This window comes from Enterobacter sp. E12 (assembly GCF_014596715.2).
In the GTDB taxonomy this organism is placed as follows: Bacteria; Pseudomonadota; Gammaproteobacteria; order Enterobacterales; family Enterobacteriaceae; genus Enterobacter; species Enterobacter bugandensis.
Window position 1 is genome coordinate 4602737 of sequence record NZ_CP115601.1, and the last position, 17334, is coordinate 4620070.

The window sequence follows — 17334 nt, forward strand, 5'->3', positions numbered from 1 at the left end:
CCCTGCATCAACGTATTACCCGCACAAAATAAGATTGTGCTGTATAAACGTCCAGTTTGAAAGGGTTTTCCTGCGAGGCGCTACGCAAAAAATAAAGGCCGAACGCGTCGGCCTTTTATCTCAGAGAGGAGAACTAGATCAGGCGGCGAGCCGCTTCAACCACGATTTTCACCGCGTGACTTTCTGTCTGCTTCATGGTTTCGGCGTTCGGGATCTCCTGCTGGGTACGGTTGACGATAACGCCCGCCACCATACCGGCACGCAGACCCTGGCTTGCGCACATGGTCAGCAGCGTTGCGGATTCCATCTCGTAGTTCATCACGCCCATAGACTGCCACTCTTCCATTGAGCCTTTGAAGCGGCTCACCACGCGGCCTGAGAAGGTGTCGTAACGCTCCTGGCCCGGATAGAAGGTATCAGAAGAGGCAGTTACGCCCACGTGAGTGGTTGCGCCCACGGATTTCGCCGCTTCAACCAGCGCGGTGGTGCACTCGAAGTCAGCCACTGCCGGGAATTCCATCGGTGCAAAGTGCAGGCTTGCGCCGTCCAGACGCACGGAAGCGGTCGTCACCAGCACGTCGCCCACGTTAATGTGCGGCTGAATCGCGCCGGTGGTGCCGATACGCAGGAAAGTACGAATGCCCAGCTGCGCCAGCTCTTCCACGGCGATAGAGGTAGACGGGCCACCGATACCGGTAGAGCACACAATCACCGCTTTGCCATCCAGCTCTGCACGCCAGGTGGTGAATTCACGATGGGCAGCCAGCTTGACCGGCTTATCCATCAGCGCGGCGATCTTTTCCACACGCTCTGGGTCGCCAGGGACGATAGCGAGCGTAGCCCCTTGTAAATCGTTTTTAGTGAGGCCGAGATGAAAAACATCAGACTTAGACATAGGTGACTCCTCTGTGGGTCGGTTAGTCAGAAGAAGTAAAACGGTACTTTACAGAAGCGGTAAGCATAATTTCGTGACGCATCTCACCATGAATGAAAATGATTGCATTGAATTTCCATCAAAAAGTGATTCACATCACATTAACAAGTTATATCGTCGGGTGCTGCACAAAAGATAGACCGTTTAAGGCACTGTGAGTTGTTAACCTGGTGTCTATATTTACCTTTGCGCTAACTCATTGGTACGGAGAATGCCATGACTGAAAAAACCGGATTTGCACCTGCTGCGGCTCCGCATGCTTCAACTATCGTCTCAACCTCAGAAGAGGCCATTACGGCAGGCGAGACCTCCATCCCCTCTCAGGGAGAAAATATGCCTGCCTGGCACGCGCGGCCAAAGTCAGCAGACGGCCCGCTGCCCATCGTGATTGTGGTTCAGGAGATTTTCGGCGTTCACGAACATATTCGCGACCTCTGCCGCCGCCTGGCGCTGGAGGGTTATCTGGCCGTTGCGCCAGAGCTCTACTTCCGTCAGGGCGATCCGAATGACTACAGTGATATCCCGACGCTGTTCAGCAACCTGGTCAGCAAAGTGCCGGACGCGCAGGTGCTGGCAGACCTCGACCACGTCGCCAGCTGGGCGGCGCGCAACGGCGGCGACCCGCACCGCTTAATGGTCACCGGTTTCTGCTGGGGTGGACGCATTAGCTGGCTGTATGCCGCGCATAACCCGCAGCTGAAAGCCGCCGTTGCCTGGTACGGCAAACTGGTGGGCGAAAAGACGCTGAACTCACCGAAGCATCCGGTTGATATCGCTACCGATCTCAATGCCCCGGTGTTAGGGCTATATGGTGGCCAGGATACCGGCATTCCGCTTGATACCGTCGAGACGATGCGCCACGCGCTGCGGGCGGCGAACGCGAAGGCCGAAATCGTGCTGTATCCCGATGCCGGACACGCGTTTAATGCCGATTATCGTCCGAGCTATCACGCGGAATCCGCGAAAGATGGCTGGCAGAGAATGCTGGCATGGTTTAGCCAGTACGGTGGGAAGAAAGCATAAAAAAAGCCCGGTGGCGACTGCGACTTACCGGGCCTGCGCGTCATCAAGCCTGACGCAAATTCTGCGCCGCCTTCACCATGTTGGCGAGCGCCGCACGCGTCTCCGGCCAGCCGCGGGTTTTCAGGCCGCAGTCCGGGTTTACCCACAGGCGTTCCGCCGGGATGCGCTGAGCGGCTTTTTTAAGCAGCGCCTCAATCCACTCCACGCTCGGCACGTTCGGGGAGTGAATGTCGTACACGCCCGGCCCAATTTCGTTCGGGTAGTCGAACTCTTCAAACGACTCCAGCAGTTCCATGTCTGAACGCGAGGTCTCGATGGTGATCACGTCTGCATCCAGCGCGGCAATCGAATCCATGATGTCGTTAAATTCGCAGTAACACATATGGGTGTGGATCTGGGTGTCGTCCTTCGCCACTGCGGCGTTGATGCGGAATGCTTCCACGCCCCACTGCAGGTAAGCATCCCAGTCGCTGCGGCGCAGCGGCAAACCTTCGCGCAGCGCCGGTTCGTCAATCTGGATGATGCCAATCCCCGCCGCCTCCAGATCCGCCACTTCATCACGCAGCGCCAGGGCGATCTGTTTGGCGATGGTTTCACGGGTCACGTCTTCGCGCGGGAACGACCAGCAGAGGATGGTCACCGGGCCGGTCAGCATGCCTTTTACCGGCTTGTCGGTCAGGGACTGGGCGTACTTCGCCCACTCCACCGTGATCGGTTCCGGGCGGCTGACGTCGCCAATGACCACCGGCGGCTTCACGCAGCGGGAGCCGTAGCTCTGCACCCAGCCGTTCTGGGTAAAGACGAAGCCGTCCAGGTGCTCACCGAAATATTCCACCATGTCGTTACGCTCGGCTTCACCGTGTACCAGCACGTCCAGCCCGAGGCGTTCCTGCTCGATAATCGCCTGCTTGATGTGTTCCGCAATGCCGGTGCGGTAATGATTCGCGTCCAGATTGCCCTTTTTGAAGTCCAGACGCAGGCCGCGGATCTCGGTAGTTTGCGGGAATGAACCGATGGTCGTGGTCGGCCACGCGGGCAGGTTGAAGCGGGCGCGCTGGGCTTCGGCACGTACCTCGTACGGGCTCTGACGCTGGCTGTCCCGGACGGTGATGGCCGCCAGACGTTTTTCTACCGCCGGGTTGTGCACGCGAGCCGAGTGACGACGCGCCTGAATCGGTGCGCTCCAGTCGGTAATCGCCGCCGTGTCGCCGCTGTTGAGCGCGTCGCGCAGCAGCGCCAGCTCTTCACATTTTTGCAGGGCGAAGGCAAACCAGCTTTTCACTTCAGGGTCGAGACGGGTCTCCACGCTCAGATCGATCGGACTGTGCAGCAGCGAGCATGATGATGCCACCCACAGCTCGCGTTTGCCGACGATGTCTTTAATTTGGGCGTATTTCTCGGTCAGATCGGCGCGCCAGACGTTACGGCCGTTGACCAGACCGGCGGAGAGCAACCACTCCTCAGGCAGGCGCTTGTGCAGCTCTGCGACATCGTCCTTACCGTGAACCAGGTCAACGTGCAGGCCCTGAACCGGCAGCGCGGTGATAGTGTCGAGGTTCGGCGTCACGCCCTCGAAATAGGTGGTCAGCAGCAGCTTCACCTGGCCGGTGAGCGCGTCATACGCCGGTTTGAAGGCATCGAGCCACTCCTGCGGCAGCTCCAGCACCAGCGCGGGTTCGTCGATTTGCACCCACTGAATGTCGCGCTTGCCCAGCTCAATCAGCACCTGTTTATAGACCGGCAGAATATCCTTCAGCAGGCTGAGGCGGTCAAACTGCTCGCCCTTCACTTTACCCAGCCACAGGTAGGTTACCGGCCCCAGCAATACGGGCTTCACCTGGTGGCCCAGCGCCAGCGCTTCATCCACTTCGTCCAGAAGCTGCGTCCAGGTCAGCGTAAACTGCTGACCTTTGACGAACTCCGGCACCATATAGTGATAGTTGGTGTTAAACCACTTGGTCATTTCCGCCGCTGCCGCTGGCTCACCCGTTGGCGCGCGGCCACGGCCGATGCGGAACAGGGTGTCGATATCCACCGATCCATCTTTGTTCTGATGACGAGCCGGCACGTTGCCCAGCAGCAGGCTGGTCGTCAGAACATGGTCGTACCAGGCGAAATCGCCCACCGGCAGCAGGTCAATACCCGCCTGTTTTTGCTGATCCCAGTGACGGGCGCGCAGCTCCCGCCCCACCGCCAGCAGTTCTTCACGGGTGGCGTTGCCCGCCCAGTAGCTTTCTTGCGCTTTTTTCAGCTCGCGACGCAGGCCAACGCGAGGAAAACCGAGAGTGTGAGTGCGGATTGTCATGGTATGCCCCTTGTGAAATTTGTTATTTAGACGTCCAGATGTTTACACATCTATAATTGGCAGGTACTGTATATTCCTCAAGCGCAAAATGTTCATGGCGGAGTGAAGGACTTTCATGATCGAGATTAAACACCTGAAAACGCTACAAGCGTTGCGGAACTGCGGTTCGCTAGCGGCGGCAGCGGCCACGCTGCACCAGACCCAGTCCGCCCTTTCTCACCAGTTCAGCGATCTGGAACAACGCCTCGGATTTCGTCTTTTTGTGCGTAAGAGCCAGCCTTTGCGCTTTACGCCGCAGGGTGAAATTCTTCTTCAACTGGCGAATCAGGTACTGCCGCAGATCGCCAGCGCGCTGCAGGCGTGTAACGAGCCGCAGCAGACCAAACTGCGGATCGCCATTGAGTGCCACAGCTGTATTCAGTGGCTGACCCCCGCGCTTGAGAACTTTCGCCAGAAGTGGCCGCAGGTGGAGATGGACTTTAAATCCGGCGTGACGTTCGACCCGCAGCCCTCGCTCCAGCAGGGCGAGCTGGATCTGGTGATGACGTCCGACATCCTGCCGCGCAGCGGCCTGCACTATTCGCCGATGTTTGATTTTGAGGTGCGTCTGGTGCTGGCGCCGGACCATCCGCTGGCGGCCAAAACGCGCATTACGCCGGAAGATCTGGCGACAGAAACGCTGCTGATTTACCCGGTTCAGCGCAGCCGCCTGGATATCTGGCGTCATTTTCTGCAGCCGGCAGGCATCAGCCCTCAACTGAAAAGCGTGGATAACACCCTGCTGCTGATCCAGATGGTGGCGGCCAGCATGGGTATCGCGGCGCTGCCGCACTGGGTGGTTGAGAGCTTTGAACGCCAGGGTCTGGTGGTCACCAAAACCCTGGGGGAAGGACTGTGGAGCCGGTTGTACGCCGCCGTGCGCGATGGCGAGCAGCGTCAGCCGGTTACGGAGGCGTTTATTCGCTCAGCGCGGAACCACGCGTGCGACCATCTTCCGTTTGTGCGGAGCGCGGAGCGACCCAGCGGCGATGGACCCACAGTGAAGCCAGGATCACCGCCCCCCCAATAAGGAAGCTCGGCCAGTGCGGCTGTTCCTGCCAGATGGCAAGGTTCACCAGCAGCCCCGCCGGGACGTGCACGTTGTTCATGATCCCCAGCGTACCGGCGTCTACCTGCGTAGCGCCGTAGTTCCACATAAAGTACCCCAGCCCCGACGCCACCACGCCCAGCCAGACCAGAACGCTCCACTGCACGGTGGTGGTCGGCAGCTTTTGCGGGTTGCCGAGCATAAACCACGCCGCCACCGCGACGATCGCCGCACCCATATAGAACCACGCAAACGCGTTGTGCTGCGGCATCGGGCGGGTTTCCATCAGGCGCTTGTAGCCCACCATACCAATGGCAAAGCTGATGTTGGCAAGCTGGACGAACATCAGCCCTGTCCAGAAGTGATCGCTAACTTTGTCGTAGCGAATGATCGCCGCGCCAATAACCGCCAGCGCGGCACTTAGCAGATATCCCCAGCGCAGACGGCGCCTGCTGAGCAGGTCGTAGATCAGGGTGATATAGAGCGGCGTCAGCACGGTAAAGAGCAGGAATTCGGAGACGGACAGGTAGACGTAAGCCCGGAAGCTGAACAGATACATGATGCCAAGCTGCATCGCCCCCACCAGCATGTACAGCAGAATGGTTTTCAGCGATTGCCCGCGCGTGCGCAGGAACGGCAGAAACACCAGCGCCGCCAGCCCCACGCGCATTAGCACCGAGAAGTAGCTGTCGACCGAACCGGCAAGGTATTCGCCAATCAGGCTAAAGGAGAAGGCCCACAGGATAGTGGTGATAATGAGTAGCGCCACAATGCTTGTCTCTCAGAAAGAAGGACAGGCATTGTAGCGAACTCTTTAGTTGACAACTGAACAATAAACAACCGAATGAAGATTATTCAAGGAACAGTTTGCGCAGGTATTTCGGTACCGCGTTGTCTGCGTTGGTGCCGATGACCTCCAGCTCCGGATGCAGATCCTTCAGGCGCTGGTGCGCGTTTTCCATGATGCAGCCTTTGCCCGCCATAGAGAGCATCTCGGCGTCGTTCATGCCGTCGCCAAAGGCGATACAGTCTTTAAGCGCGAAGCCCAGACGTTTCGCAACCGCTTCGAGCGCGTGACCTTTAGAAACGCCGCCCGCCATCACTTCCAGACAGGTCAGGGTAGAGAAGCTCACGTTGACGCGATCGCCCCAGCGGGCGTTGATCGCCTGCTCAAGCGGCAGCAGCTCTTCGTGGCTGTCGCAGGTGAAGAACACCTTGCTGATCCCCTCTGGATCCAGCAGGCCCGGCTCATACAGGGAGTAGTTGAATACCGCTTCCTTGAAGAAACGCATTTCATCCGGGCGGTGGCGGTTCATGAACCATTCGTCGTCACGGTATACGTTGGTGACGATAGCCGGATTGTTATGCACCACGCCGAAGAGATCGGCAGCAATATCGCGATCCAGGTTATGGGTGAAGATCAGGTTGCCGTCGGTATCATGCACGCGCGCACCGTTGGAGGTGATCATGTACGACTTAATCTCCAGATTATCGCGGATCTGCCCCACGTCCACGTGGTGGCGGCCGGTAGCGAACACAAAGTTCACGCCACGGGCGGTCAGAAGCTTTAAGGTCTCTTTCGCATAAGGCGACAGGGTGTGGTCGGGGGAAAGCAGCGTGCCATCTAAATCAGATGCAACAACCTGGTACATAGGAAAATTTAACCTCAATAGAAAATCAGTTATGCCGGTCGAAAAACTCGACGATGGCGTTAAGCGCGACTGAGCGCATAGCGTCCTTTTCAAAAAGGATCTCATGGTACGCGCCGTTGATGACCAGCGGTTTACCCCCTTCACAAGGGTGACCGGCGGCAGCGCGCAGTTCACAATAGCGGTCATGCATGCGGTTATCCACCACACGCTCTTCCTCCGCCTGAATCAGAAGCGTCGGCGTGTCATCATCGCCTACGCCTGCCAGCACCTGCTCACCGGCCAGAATACCCTCACGCACCCAGTGCCAGGTCGGGCCGCCGACGCGCAAGCGCGGTTCATCGGCATAAAAGCGCAGGTTGCGGCGATAGCGCTGCCGACTGTGGGTTAAGACGTTGATGGCGAACGGCAATGCGCGCCAGCGTCCGGTTCCGATGGCATAGCCTTCACGAATGCGCTGATGGCCCTCAGCCCAGTCGAGAAGATGGCGCACCATCCAGTCGGGAAAACGAATGACAATACCGTACATCGGCGCGGTGAGCGCAATGGCGTCGCACTGGTGCTCATACCGCTGCAAAAACAGCGTCGAAATGGCGCCGCCCATGGAGTGCGCAAGGATGTACCGCTTGCGCCAGGGGCCGGGCTGAACTTCCTGCTGCCAGAACGCGGCAAAATCGTCGACGTAATCGCTGAAGTGATCCACGTGCCCGCGGTGCGTATCCGGCAGCATGCGCCCGGACAGCCCCTGTCCACGGTGATCGATGATCAGCACGTCAAACCCCATGTTGACCAGGTCGTAGGCCAGTTCGGCATATTTAACGTAGCTTTCGATACGCCCGGGGCAGACCACGATCACCCGGTCATTTTTTTCATTGCGGAAGCGAACGAAGCGCACCGGGATGCCACCGACGCCCGTAAACTCGTCTTCCTCACGCTGCCGCCAGAAATCGGTCAGCGGCCCCATTGAGAAAGCAGCAAACGCGTTTTCTCGTGTTTCCCAGTCCTTTTTCTGCTGAAACATTGGGTTTCCACTCACGTAATCCAGGGAATATCGTTTTTTTTCGTCACTGGTCACAAAATGACTCAACAATAGCGTATTGTGGCATAAAAATAGACGGTTCGGGAGATTCAAATGACCTTCGAGTGGTGGTTCGCCTACCTGCTGACATCAATCATCCTTAGCCTTTCACCCGGCTCTGGCGCCATTAACACTATGACCACCTCCATCAACCACGGCTATCGCGGTGCGGCGGCGTCCATTGCCGGTTTACAGACCGGGCTCGGCATTCATATTGTGCTGGTGGGGATTGGTCTGGGGACGCTGTTCTCTCGTTCGGTGCTGGCGTTTGAAGTGCTGAAGTGGGCCGGTGCGGCGTATCTGATTTGGCTCGGTATCCAGCAGTGGCGCGCGGCAGGCTCGATTGACCTGAATACGCTCTCCAGGACGCAAACGCGCGGCCACCTGTTTAAGCGCGCGGTGTTCGTGAACCTGACGAACCCGAAAAGCATCGTGTTCCTCGCAGCCCTGTTCCCACAGTTTATCGTGCCACATCAGCCTCAGGTCATGCAGTACGTGGTGCTGGGCGCGACCACCATTATTGTCGATATCATCGTGATGATTGGTTACGCGACGCTGGCGCAGCGGATAGCGGCGTGGATCAAAGGGCCTAAGCAGATGAAGGCCCTGAACAAAGTCTTTGGTTCGCTGTTTATGCTGGTGGGCGCGCTGCTTGCGTCAGCGCGTCATGCTTAGCGAGAGATGATGAGATGAATGCCGAAGCCGGCGAACAGCGCGCCGGCGAAGCCGTCGATCCACTTCGCGATGCGCTGATAGCCGCGGCGCATCGCCGGTAAGGCGAACAGGCTGGCAACAATAGTGAACCAGGCGAACGTCTCAACAACGATCAGCAGGAAGATCCCCCAGCGCGCGCCTGCGCCGACGCTGTCACCCACAAACAGCGAGAACACGGAGCCGAAATAGATAATCGCTTTCGGGTTTGCCAGGTTAGTCAGGAGCCCTTTTACAAAGCTGCGGCCGCCCGTTGCCAGCTCTACCTTTGGCTCTTCTGGCTTTTTCTCTTCTTTCTTCAGCGCCCCGCGCAGCATCTGGTAGCCCATCCAGCACAGGTACAGCCCGCCGCCAACCATAATGATGTTATGCAGCCACGCCATCTTCGCCAGGATCAGGTTCAGACCGAGCAGCGCGACCGCCGCCCAGACCATAACGCCCATGGTAATACCGAGCACGCCCATCATCGCCTCTTTGCGGGAGCGGCTGACGGCAGTTTGCGACACGAAGAAAAAGTCTGGGCCAGGGCTCATCAGCGCAACGATGTGCACTAACGCCACGGTGAGAAATAGCATTAACATAATTAGCTCGCGGGGAAATAATTCAGTGAGTCATCATCCTGGCACTTTTTCGCCCGGCTGACTACTCCTCATCATCACCATCGGCGTGAGAGCGGATAAGCGCCATAAACTCTTTACCGAAGCGCTCCAGCTTGCGCGTCCCCACGCCGTTAACGCTGAGCATTTCGCTGGCGCTGAGCGGCATCTGCTCGGCCATCTCTATCAGCGTCGCGTCGTTGAACACCACGTATGGCGGAATGTTCTCTTCGTCAGCGATAGCTTTACGCAGCTTGCGAAGCTTGGCAAACAGCTTGCGGTCATAGTTACCGCCGTAGGATTTCTGCATCACGCGCGGCTTGAGGGCGACCACGCGCGGCACGGCGAGCTTGAGCTCAACATCACCGCGCAGCACCGGACGCGCTGCTTCGGTCAGCTGTAGCGCGGAGTGTTGAGCAATGTTCTGCGTGGCAAAACCGAGGTGAATCAGCTGGCGAATAATGCTGACCCAGTGCTCGTGGCTCTGGTCTTTACCGATGCCGTAAACCGGCAGCTTGTCGTGGCCCATATCGCGAATACGCTGGTTGTTAGCACCGCGCAGTACTTCCACCACGTAGCCCATCCCGAAGCGTTGATTCACGCGGTAAATGGTCGAGAGCGCTTTGCGCGCGTCCATCAGGCCATCGTACTGCTTTGGCGGATCGAGGCAGATATCGCAGTTGCCGCACGGCTCCTGTCGCCCTTCACCAAAGTAGTTGAGCAGCACCAGACGGCGGCAGGTTTGCGCTTCAGCGAAGGCACCCATCGCGTTGAGCTTGTGGCGCTCAATGTCCTGGAGTTGTCCCTGCGGCTTCTCTTCCAGACAACGGCGCAGCCACGCCATATCGGCCGGATCGTAAAACAGCATCGCTTCCGCAGGCAGGCCGTCACGGCCGGCGCGGCCGGTCTCCTGATAGTAGGATTCGATATTGCGCGGAATGTCGAAATGCACCACAAAGCGCACGTTCGGCTTGTTGATGCCCATCCCGAACGCCACCGTCGCGACGACGATTTGCAGGTCGTCGCGCTGGAATTTCTCCTGCACGTCGGCGCGGATGTGGTTCTCCAGCCCGGCGTGATAGGCCGCGGCGCTAAAGCCACGGTTTTGCAGACGCGCGGCGGTGTCTTCCACCTTCGCGCGGCTGTTGCAGTAGATGATACCGGACTTGCCGCGCTGCTCCTGAACGTAGCGCAGGAGCTGGTCCAGCGGCTTGAATTTTTCCATCAGCATGTAGCGGATGTTCGGGCGGTCGAAGCTGCTGACCTGAATATACGGGTCGTTCAGCCCCAGCAGGCGAACAATGTCCAGACGCGTGGTGTCGTCCGCCGTGGCGGTAAGCGCCATAAACGGCAGCTCGGGGAAGCGCTGACGCAGCTGGCCGAGGGCGGCGTATTCCGGGCGGAAATCGTGTCCCCACTGGGAAATACAGTGCGCTTCATCCACCGCCAGCAGGACCGGGTTCCAGTGCGCGAGATGGTCGAGGAAGTTATCCAACATCAGGCGTTCCGGCGCGATATACAGCAGGCGGATCTGCCCGGTGCGGCACCCGGCCATCACCTCTTGCTGCTGCTCCCGGGTTTGGGTCGAGTTAAGACAGGCCGCCGCCACGCCGTTGGCGAGCAGCTGGTCAACCTGGTCTTTCATCAGGGAAATGAGCGGGGATACCACGACTGTCAGGCCGTTCAGCACCAGCGCAGGCACCTGATAGCAGAGGGATTTACCGCCGCCGGTCGGCATCACCACCAGGCAGTCTCGGCCTTCCAGCACCGTTTCAATGATGGTTTCCTGGCCGGGGCGGAACTGCTGGTAGCCAAAGGTTTCATGCAAAACCTGTTTAGCCAGCGACTCCTGATTCAATACTTCCGCCTGCGCCACGTTAACCCCATTTGCGAAAAATAAAACAGGCGCTATTTTCAGCGCCTGAGAGAGAAACTTCAACGTTTAACGCAAAAACATTCGAGCAGCTTAGAGAATATCGTTCAGCATTACGCCCACGCCAACGCGAGTCTGATTGAAGTTGTAGTCGATCAGCGACTCGCCGTAGCCGCTATACACCTGGGTATAGAGACGCACGTGCTTCGTCACCGGGTAGCTCAGACCGAGCTCCGCACCGCCGTAGCCGGTGTTCCAGTTGTACTGGCCTTTCGCGCTCAGCACGGCATCACCAAGCTGGTAGCCGACTTTGAGCTGGTAGTAGCCCATATATTTGGTGATATCCGGGTTGTCATCGGTGCTGCCGAGCACATACCACGGCTTCACTTCCACCATCCAGTTACCGTTCTGCGCCATCAGGCGCGTATAGGCGCGGTTCCAGCTACGGGAGGTTGGATCGGAACGTCCGTTAGAATCATGGTTAAAGCCCACTTCGACGTCGCGCAGCGTCCAGCCAGCAAATTCATAGTCCGTTGCGAAGCCGAGGAAAAGCTGCGGCTCATAGTTGGTTTCACGGAACGGTGAAGATTCGCCGCTGTTGGAGAGCTGCCACCAGGATTTCTGCGTATAAGACGCGCCGAGCACCGAGTTTGGCCCCAGAATACCGCGCCAGAACGGGAACGCGAGGCTAAGCTGGAACTTCACCTCATCTTTACGCGCATTATCAGACCAGTTATAGGAGCTTATCGCCTCTTTGTTGAGATCGCTGGTCTGGGTGTAGATCACGTAGTTGGTGTCATAGGGGTAGAGCGTGAACGGATTGTCATGCTCCTGCAGCATATTGGCGATAATGCTGCCCTTAACGGCAGGTTTATCATGGACTTCTTTAATCGTCGCTTCCTGCGCATATGCTGTGAGGGGCAGCGCAACCGCCGCCAGTAACCAGGCCAGATACGTCCGCATCGGTGGTGTTCTCCTGCAAAGAGTAAAATTACCTGAATAGTTATGAGGCGAACATTCTACAGACTTCTGCGATAACTGCTGCATCCTCGTTTCTGAAAGTGGAATTCCTTATTGCTGAAGCATAAAATCAACATTTCATTAACAATAAGGATGTAATGCCTCATGTCAGCCATGCTTACCGCCGAAGAAGTGTTAAAACTCGTGGGCGAGATTTTTGTTTACCATATGCCGTTTAACCGTGCACTGGGTCTTGAGCTGGAGCGTTACGAGAAAGAGTTTGCCCAGCTGAGTTTCAACAACCAGCCGATGATGGTGGGCAACTGGGCGCAAAGTATTCTGCACGGCGGGGTGATTGCCTCCGCGCTGGACGTGGCGGCCGGTCTGGTCTGCGTGGGCAGTACGCTGACGCGCCATGACACCATCAACGAAGATGAACTCCGCCAGCGTCTGGCGCGCATGGGCACCATTGATTTACGCGTCGACTATCTTCGCCCGGGGCGCGGAAACCGCTTTACCTGCACCAGCAGCCTGCTGCGTGCCGGGAACAAAGTTGCCGTTGCCCGCGTTGAGCTGCATAACGAGGAGCAGGTTTATATCGCCAGCGCAACCGCCACTTATATGGTGGGTTGAGGCGGCAAATTCGGGTAAAATTGATTCACTTTTTTGTCACGGATTTTCCCGATGGATGCTAAACAGACGCGGCAGGGCGTTTTACTCGCCCTTGCCGCTTATTTTATTTGGGGTATCGCCCCGGCGTACTTCAAATTTATCGCCTATGTTCCGGCCGACGAGATCCTCACTCACCGCGTCATCTGGTCGTTCTTCTTCATGATCGCGCTGATGAGCCTCAGCCGTCAGTGGTCCGGCGTTAAAACGCTGCTGCAAACCCCTAAAAAGGTCTTCCTGCTGGCGCTTTCTGCGGTGCTGATTGGCGGCAACTGGCTGCTGTTTATCTGGGCGGTGAATAACCACCACATGCTCGAAGCGAGCCTGGGGTACTTCATTAACCCGCTGGTGAATATCGTGCTGGGGATGATTTTCCTCGGCGAACGCTTCCGCCGGATGCAGTGGGTGGCGGTGATTCTGGCCTTCTGCGGCGTGCTGGTGCAGCTGTGGACGTTTGGCTCGCTGCCGGTTATCGCCCTCGGTCTGGCGTTCAGCTTTGCTTTTTACGGCCTGGTACGTAAGAAAATTGCGGTGGAAGCGCAAACCGGGATGCTGTTTGAAACCCTGTGGCTGCTGCCGGTGGCGGCGATCTATCTGTTCGGTATCGCCGACAGCGCCACCAGCCATATGGGCAGCAACCCGTGGTCGCTGAACCTGATGCTGATGGCGGCGGGCGTAGTGACCACCATTCCGCTGCTGTGCTTCACCGGTGCGGCAACGCGCCTGCGCCTCTCCACGCTGGGCTTCTTCCAGTACATTGGCCCGACGCTGATGTTCCTGCTGGCGGTGGTGTTTTACGGCGAAGTGCCGGGTGCGGATAAGATGGTGACCTTCGCCTTTATCTGGGTGGCGCTGGCGATTTTCGTCGCCGATGCGATTTATACCCAGCGCAGAACCCGCAGAGGAATGTAGGTGTTTTGTAGGGCGGGTAAGCGCAGCGCCACCCGCCAGATTTTACAGCCAGTTTCGACGCTTAAAGTACAGATACGGTGCCAGCCCGGCGAGGATCATAAAGATAATCGCCCCCGGGTAGCCAAAGCTCCACTTCAGCTCCGGCATAAACTCGAAGTTCATTCCGTAGCTGGACGCCACCAGCGTCGGCGGCAGGAACACCACGGACACTACCGAGAAGATCTTGATGATGCGGTTCTGCTCGATGTTGATAAAGCCCATCGCCGCCTGCATCAGGAAGTTCACCTTCTGGAACAGGGATTCGTTGTGCGGCAGCAGAGATTCGATATCGCGTAAGATCTCACGCGCCTGCTCCAGCTGACCGCCCGGCAGACGCGCCTTGCGCACCAGGAAGTTCAGCGCGCGCTGGGTATCCATCAGACACAAACGCACCTTCCAGCCGATATCTTCCAGCTCTGCCAGCGTCGAAAGCGCTTCGTCGTACTCATCCCCCTGATGGCCTTCCATGATCACGCGGCTCAGCTTTTCCAGATCGCTGTAGATGTTTTCAATTTCATCCGCCAGCTGTTCAATTTTAGTCTCGAACAGATCGAGCAGCAGCTCGTAAGCGTTGCCGTCCACCATCGCCTGGCTGCGGGCGCGCATGCGGTAGAGACGGAATGCCGGCAGTTCGCGTTCACGCAAAGTAAACAGACGACCGTCGCGAATGGTAAACGCCACGGTGGAGTTGCCCGCGTGATCTTCCGCATCTTCAAAGAAGAAGAAGGAGTGAATGTGCAGTCCGTCTTCATCTTCAAAGAAACGCGCGGAGGCTTCGATGTCTTCCAGTTCCGGGCGGGTTGCCAGGTTTTGCCCCAGCTCAGATTGTACGCGAAGGCGCTCATCGTCGTCCGGCTCGACCAGATCCACCCATACGGCATCAATGAGGGGCTGTGACTCTTCGGCTTCAAGCCGAGTCAGTCGGTTATTTTCGAGTTGAAATGCGCTCAACATGACCGGGACTCCCAATGCAAAAAATATCGGACAGTTCGGTGGGCACACAGAAACAAATTGGGTTTCAGACCATTAAACAGCCTGACTCAGCGCGACGGGAATAATGCAGTCGCTGACAACCACTAAGGCCATCAGCATGAGGAGATAGCCTTAGGAGTTGTTCCTGGATGACAGGGAATTGAGCCAGTATCTACTGGGTGTGTCCAAGGCGAATGTCCTCTTAGCGTAATCGTGCGCGCATGTTACGCCAGCAGTAACTGTGGCGTCAACACGCAACGGAACGCTGAAGGGCATTAATTGACCTTCAACGTATAAGGCTAGCAGATTATTACAAAATAATGATATTTTTCTGAATGTTAGACTGTTTCCAGCTTCGCGTAGGCCGCCACCAGCCATTTGATCCCCTGCCCCTGGAACGCCACCTGCAGGCGGCTGTGCTCGCCGCTGCCTTCCAGATTCACAATGGTACCTTCGCCAAACTTCGAATGGCGCACGCGCTGGCCCAGCTTGTAGCCGGTGTCGGTTTCAGAGATCGGCGAGCCCATGCGCGGATGGCTAACCGGACGGCTGATGCTGGCGCGCAGACGTACCTCTTCCACGCACTCTTCCGGCAGTTCGCCGATGAAGCGCGACGGACGGTGATAGACCTCTTTACCGTACAGGCGGCGGGTTTCAGCGTAGGTTAGCGTCAGCTTCTGCATCGCTCGCGTCACGCCCACATAAGCCAGACGACGTTCTTCTTCCAGACGCCCGCCTTCATCGAGCGACATCTGGCTTGGGAACATGCCCTCTTCCATGCCGACGATAAACACCTGCGGGAATTCCAGACCTTTGGCGGAGTGCAGGGTCATCAGCTGAACCGCGTCCTGCCAGGTGTCCGCCTGCCCTTCACCCGCTTCCAGCGCGGCGTGAGAGAGGAACGCCTGCAGCGGCATCAGGTCTTCGTCTTCTTCGTTGTAGCTGAACTGGCGCGTTGCCGTGACCAGTTCCTCTAAGTTCTCGATACGGGTCTGCCCCTTTTCGCCTTTTTCCTGCTCGTACATGGTACGCAGCCCGGAGTCTTTAATCACCCGGTCGGTCTGCACGTGCAGCGGCATGTCGGCGGTTTCCTGCGCCAGGGCATCAATTAATTCCAGGAAGCGCTGGAGCGCGCTGGCGGCGCGTCCGGCAAGGGCCTTTTCCTGCAGCAGCTCGCGGCACGCCTGCCACAGCGTCAGCTGGCGATCGCGCGAGGCCTGACGCACCACGTCCAGCGTACGGTCGCCAATCCCGCGAGTCGGCGTGTTCACCACGCGCTCAAACGCCGCGTCGTCGTTGCGGTTGGCGATCAGGCGCAGATACGAAAGCGCATCTTTGATCTCCTGACGTTCGAAGAATCGCATGCCGCCGTAAATGCGGTACGGCATGCTCACCTGCAGCAGCGCCTCTTCCAGCACGCGCGACTGGGCGTTGCTGCGGTAGAGAATGGCGCACTGCTCCAGCGCGCCGCCGTTGTCCTGCCAGGTTTTGATGCGGTTCACCACGAAGCGGGCTTCGTCGAGCTCGTTGAAGGCGCAGTAAATCGAGATCGGTTCGCCGTCGACGCCGTCGGTCCACAGCTTTTTGCCCAGACGCCCGTTGTTGTTCTCAATCAGGGCGTTGGCCGCGCTCAGGATGTTGCTGGTTGAGCGGTAGTTCTGCTCCAGACGGATGGTTTGCGCGCCGGGAAAATCGTTGAGGAAGCGCTGGATGTTTTCCACCTGCGCGCCGCGCCAGCCGTAGATCGACTGGTCGTCATCGCCCACGATCATCACCTTGCCGGTATCTCCGGCCAGCAGGCGGATCCACGCGTACTGGATGTTGTTGGTATCCTGGAATTCGTCCACCAGGATGTTGGTGAAGCGTTCGCGGTAGTGCTGCAGGATATGCGGTTTGTTGAGCCACAGCTCGTGGGCGCGCAGCAGCAGTTCGGCGAAATCCACCAGGCCGGCGCGATCGCACGCTTCCTGATAGGCCTTATAGACGTTCTGCCAGGTCTGCTCGACCGGGTTGCCGAAACTCTGAATGTGGTGCGGGCGCAGCCCCTCGTCTTTCTGACCGTTGATGTACCACATCGCCTGACGCGGCGGCCACTGCTTCTCATCGAGGTTCATCGCCTTGATCAGGCGCTTCAGCAGACGGAGCTGATCTTCGCTGTCGAGGATCTGGAAATCCTGCGGCAGGTTAGCGTCCATATGGTGCGCGCGCAGCAGACGGTGCGCCAGGCCGTGGAAGGTGCCAACCCACATGCCGCCCTGGCTGGTGCCCATCAGCTGGGCGATACGGTGACGCATCTCCGCCGCCGCCTTGTTGGTAAACGTCACGGCCATAATCGAGTACGGTGAGCAGTTTTCCACGCTCTGCAGCCAGGCGATACGGTGAACCAGCACGCGTGTCTTACCACTCCCCGCCCCAGCCAGAACCAGCAGGTTGGTGCGCGAGGCGGCAACCGCGTCACGCTGTTTGTCATTAAGGCTGTCGAGCAGGTAAGAAACGTCCATTGGCACCGTCACGTCATGTCGGGCA

The 17334-nt window shown here is 58.0% G+C and carries 16 protein-coding genes; 5 read left to right on the top strand and 11 right to left on the bottom strand.

Annotated elements, in window-relative coordinates; translation table 11 throughout:
• Nucleotides 1-133: 133 nt before the first annotated feature.
• Nucleotides 134-895 carry a uridine phosphorylase gene (udp, locus tag IB212_RS22045; RefSeq protein ID WP_003860792.1) on the bottom strand — a complete coding sequence of 254 codons (762 nt, stop codon included), beginning with the start codon at nt 893-895 and terminating at the stop codon, nt 134-136.
• 255 nt (nt 896-1150) lie between these two features.
• On the opposite strand from udp, the gene IB212_RS22050 reads away from it, so the two are divergent.
• A complete protein-coding gene (locus IB212_RS22050) occupies nt 1151-1957 on the top strand; it encodes a dienelactone hydrolase family protein (RefSeq protein WP_041911837.1) in 807 nt (268 codons plus the stop codon).
• 43 nt (nt 1958-2000) lie between these two features.
• Here IB212_RS22050 and metE read toward each other — a convergent pair whose 3' ends face one another.
• Nucleotides 2001-4262: a 5-methyltetrahydropteroyltriglutamate--homocysteine S-methyltransferase gene (gene metE, locus IB212_RS22055; RefSeq protein ID WP_188246148.1), complete on the bottom strand. Its 2262-nt coding sequence runs from the start codon at nt 4260-4262 to the stop codon at nt 2001-2003.
• 115 nt (nt 4263-4377) lie between these two features.
• Between metE and metR the strand changes: the two genes are divergently transcribed.
• Complete coding sequence (metR, locus tag IB212_RS22060; RefSeq protein ID WP_028014783.1) at nt 4378-5331, top strand: HTH-type transcriptional regulator MetR; 954 nt, start codon at nt 4378-4380, stop codon at nt 5329-5331.
• Here metR and IB212_RS22065 read toward each other — a convergent pair.
• From IB212_RS22065 to pldB, 3 genes are all read right to left on the bottom strand, one after another.
• Nucleotides 5219-6118: a carboxylate/amino acid/amine transporter gene (locus IB212_RS22065; RefSeq protein ID WP_032644934.1), complete on the bottom strand. Its 900-nt coding sequence runs from the start codon at nt 6116-6118 to the stop codon at nt 5219-5221. The genes metR and IB212_RS22065 overlap by 113 nt on opposite strands.
• An 82-nt stretch (nt 6119-6200) precedes the next feature.
• Nucleotides 6201-7001 carry a sugar/pyridoxal phosphate phosphatase YigL gene (gene yigL, locus IB212_RS22070; RefSeq protein ID WP_028014784.1) on the bottom strand — a complete coding sequence of 267 codons (801 nt, stop codon included), beginning with the start codon at nt 6999-7001 and terminating at the stop codon, nt 6201-6203.
• 25 nt (nt 7002-7026) lie between these two features.
• Entirely contained in the window at nt 7027-8019 is a 993-nt protein-coding gene (gene pldB / locus IB212_RS22075) for a lysophospholipase L2 (protein ID WP_041911835.1), read from the bottom strand.
• A 111-nt stretch (nt 8020-8130) separates the two neighbouring features.
• Here pldB and rhtB point away from each other — a divergent pair, with 111 nt between their 5' ends.
• On the top strand, nt 8131-8751 hold the full coding sequence (gene rhtB / locus IB212_RS22080) for a homoserine/homoserine lactone efflux protein (protein WP_028014786.1): 621 nt from the start codon (nt 8131-8133) through the stop codon (nt 8749-8751).
• On the opposite strand, the gene rhtC is transcribed toward rhtB, so the two are convergent.
• The 3 genes from rhtC to pldA all read right to left on the bottom strand — a co-directional run bounded on the left by rhtC (nt 8748) and on the right by pldA (nt 12219).
• Nucleotides 8748-9368: a threonine export protein RhtC gene (gene rhtC, locus IB212_RS22085; protein WP_010426287.1), complete on the bottom strand. Its 621-nt coding sequence runs from the start codon at nt 9366-9368 to the stop codon at nt 8748-8750. The two genes, rhtB and rhtC, sit on opposite strands and share 4 nt — an antisense overlap.
• 61 nt (nt 9369-9429) lie before the next feature.
• Nucleotides 9430-11259, bottom strand: coding sequence for an ATP-dependent DNA helicase RecQ (recQ, locus tag IB212_RS22090; protein ID WP_032644788.1), 1830 nt, complete (start codon nt 11257-11259; stop codon nt 9430-9432).
• 90 nt (nt 11260-11349) lie between these two features.
• On the bottom strand, nt 11350-12219 hold the full coding sequence (gene pldA / locus IB212_RS22095; protein ID WP_028014788.1) for a phospholipase A: 870 nt from the start codon (nt 12217-12219) through the stop codon (nt 11350-11352).
• Nucleotides 12220-12381: 162 nt separating this feature from the next.
• Here pldA and yigI point away from each other — a divergent pair, with 162 nt between their 5' ends.
• Nucleotides 12382-12849 carry an acyl-CoA thioesterase YigI gene (yigI, locus tag IB212_RS22100; RefSeq protein WP_028014789.1) on the top strand — a complete coding sequence of 156 codons (468 nt, stop codon included), beginning with the start codon at nt 12382-12384 and terminating at the stop codon, nt 12847-12849.
• Nucleotides 12850-12900: 51 nt separating this feature from the next.
• The gene (gene rarD / locus IB212_RS22105) at nt 12901-13797 is read left to right on the top strand and encodes an EamA family transporter RarD (protein ID WP_041911834.1); all 897 of its coding nucleotides are present in this window, start codon (nt 12901-12903) and stop codon (nt 13795-13797) included.
• A 42-nt stretch (nt 13798-13839) separates the two neighbouring features.
• On the opposite strand, the gene corA is transcribed toward rarD, so the two are convergent.
• The 3 genes from corA to uvrD all read right to left on the bottom strand — a co-directional run bounded on the left by corA (nt 13840) and on the right by uvrD (nt 17309).
• On the bottom strand, nt 13840-14790 hold the full coding sequence (gene corA, locus IB212_RS22110; protein ID WP_188246149.1) for a magnesium/cobalt transporter CorA: 951 nt from the start codon (nt 14788-14790) through the stop codon (nt 13840-13842).
• Nucleotides 14791-14940: 150 nt separating this feature from the next.
• Nucleotides 14941-14997 carry a YsgD/CorL family protein gene (gene ysgD, locus IB212_RS22115; protein ID WP_212743980.1) on the bottom strand — a complete coding sequence of 19 codons (57 nt, stop codon included), beginning with the start codon at nt 14995-14997 and terminating at the stop codon, nt 14941-14943.
• A gap of 149 nt (nt 14998-15146) precedes the next feature.
• Nucleotides 15147-17309 carry a DNA helicase II gene (gene uvrD / locus IB212_RS22120; protein ID WP_041911833.1) on the bottom strand — a complete coding sequence of 721 codons (2163 nt, stop codon included), beginning with the start codon at nt 17307-17309 and terminating at the stop codon, nt 15147-15149.
• Nucleotides 17310-17334 lie beyond the last annotated feature (25 nt).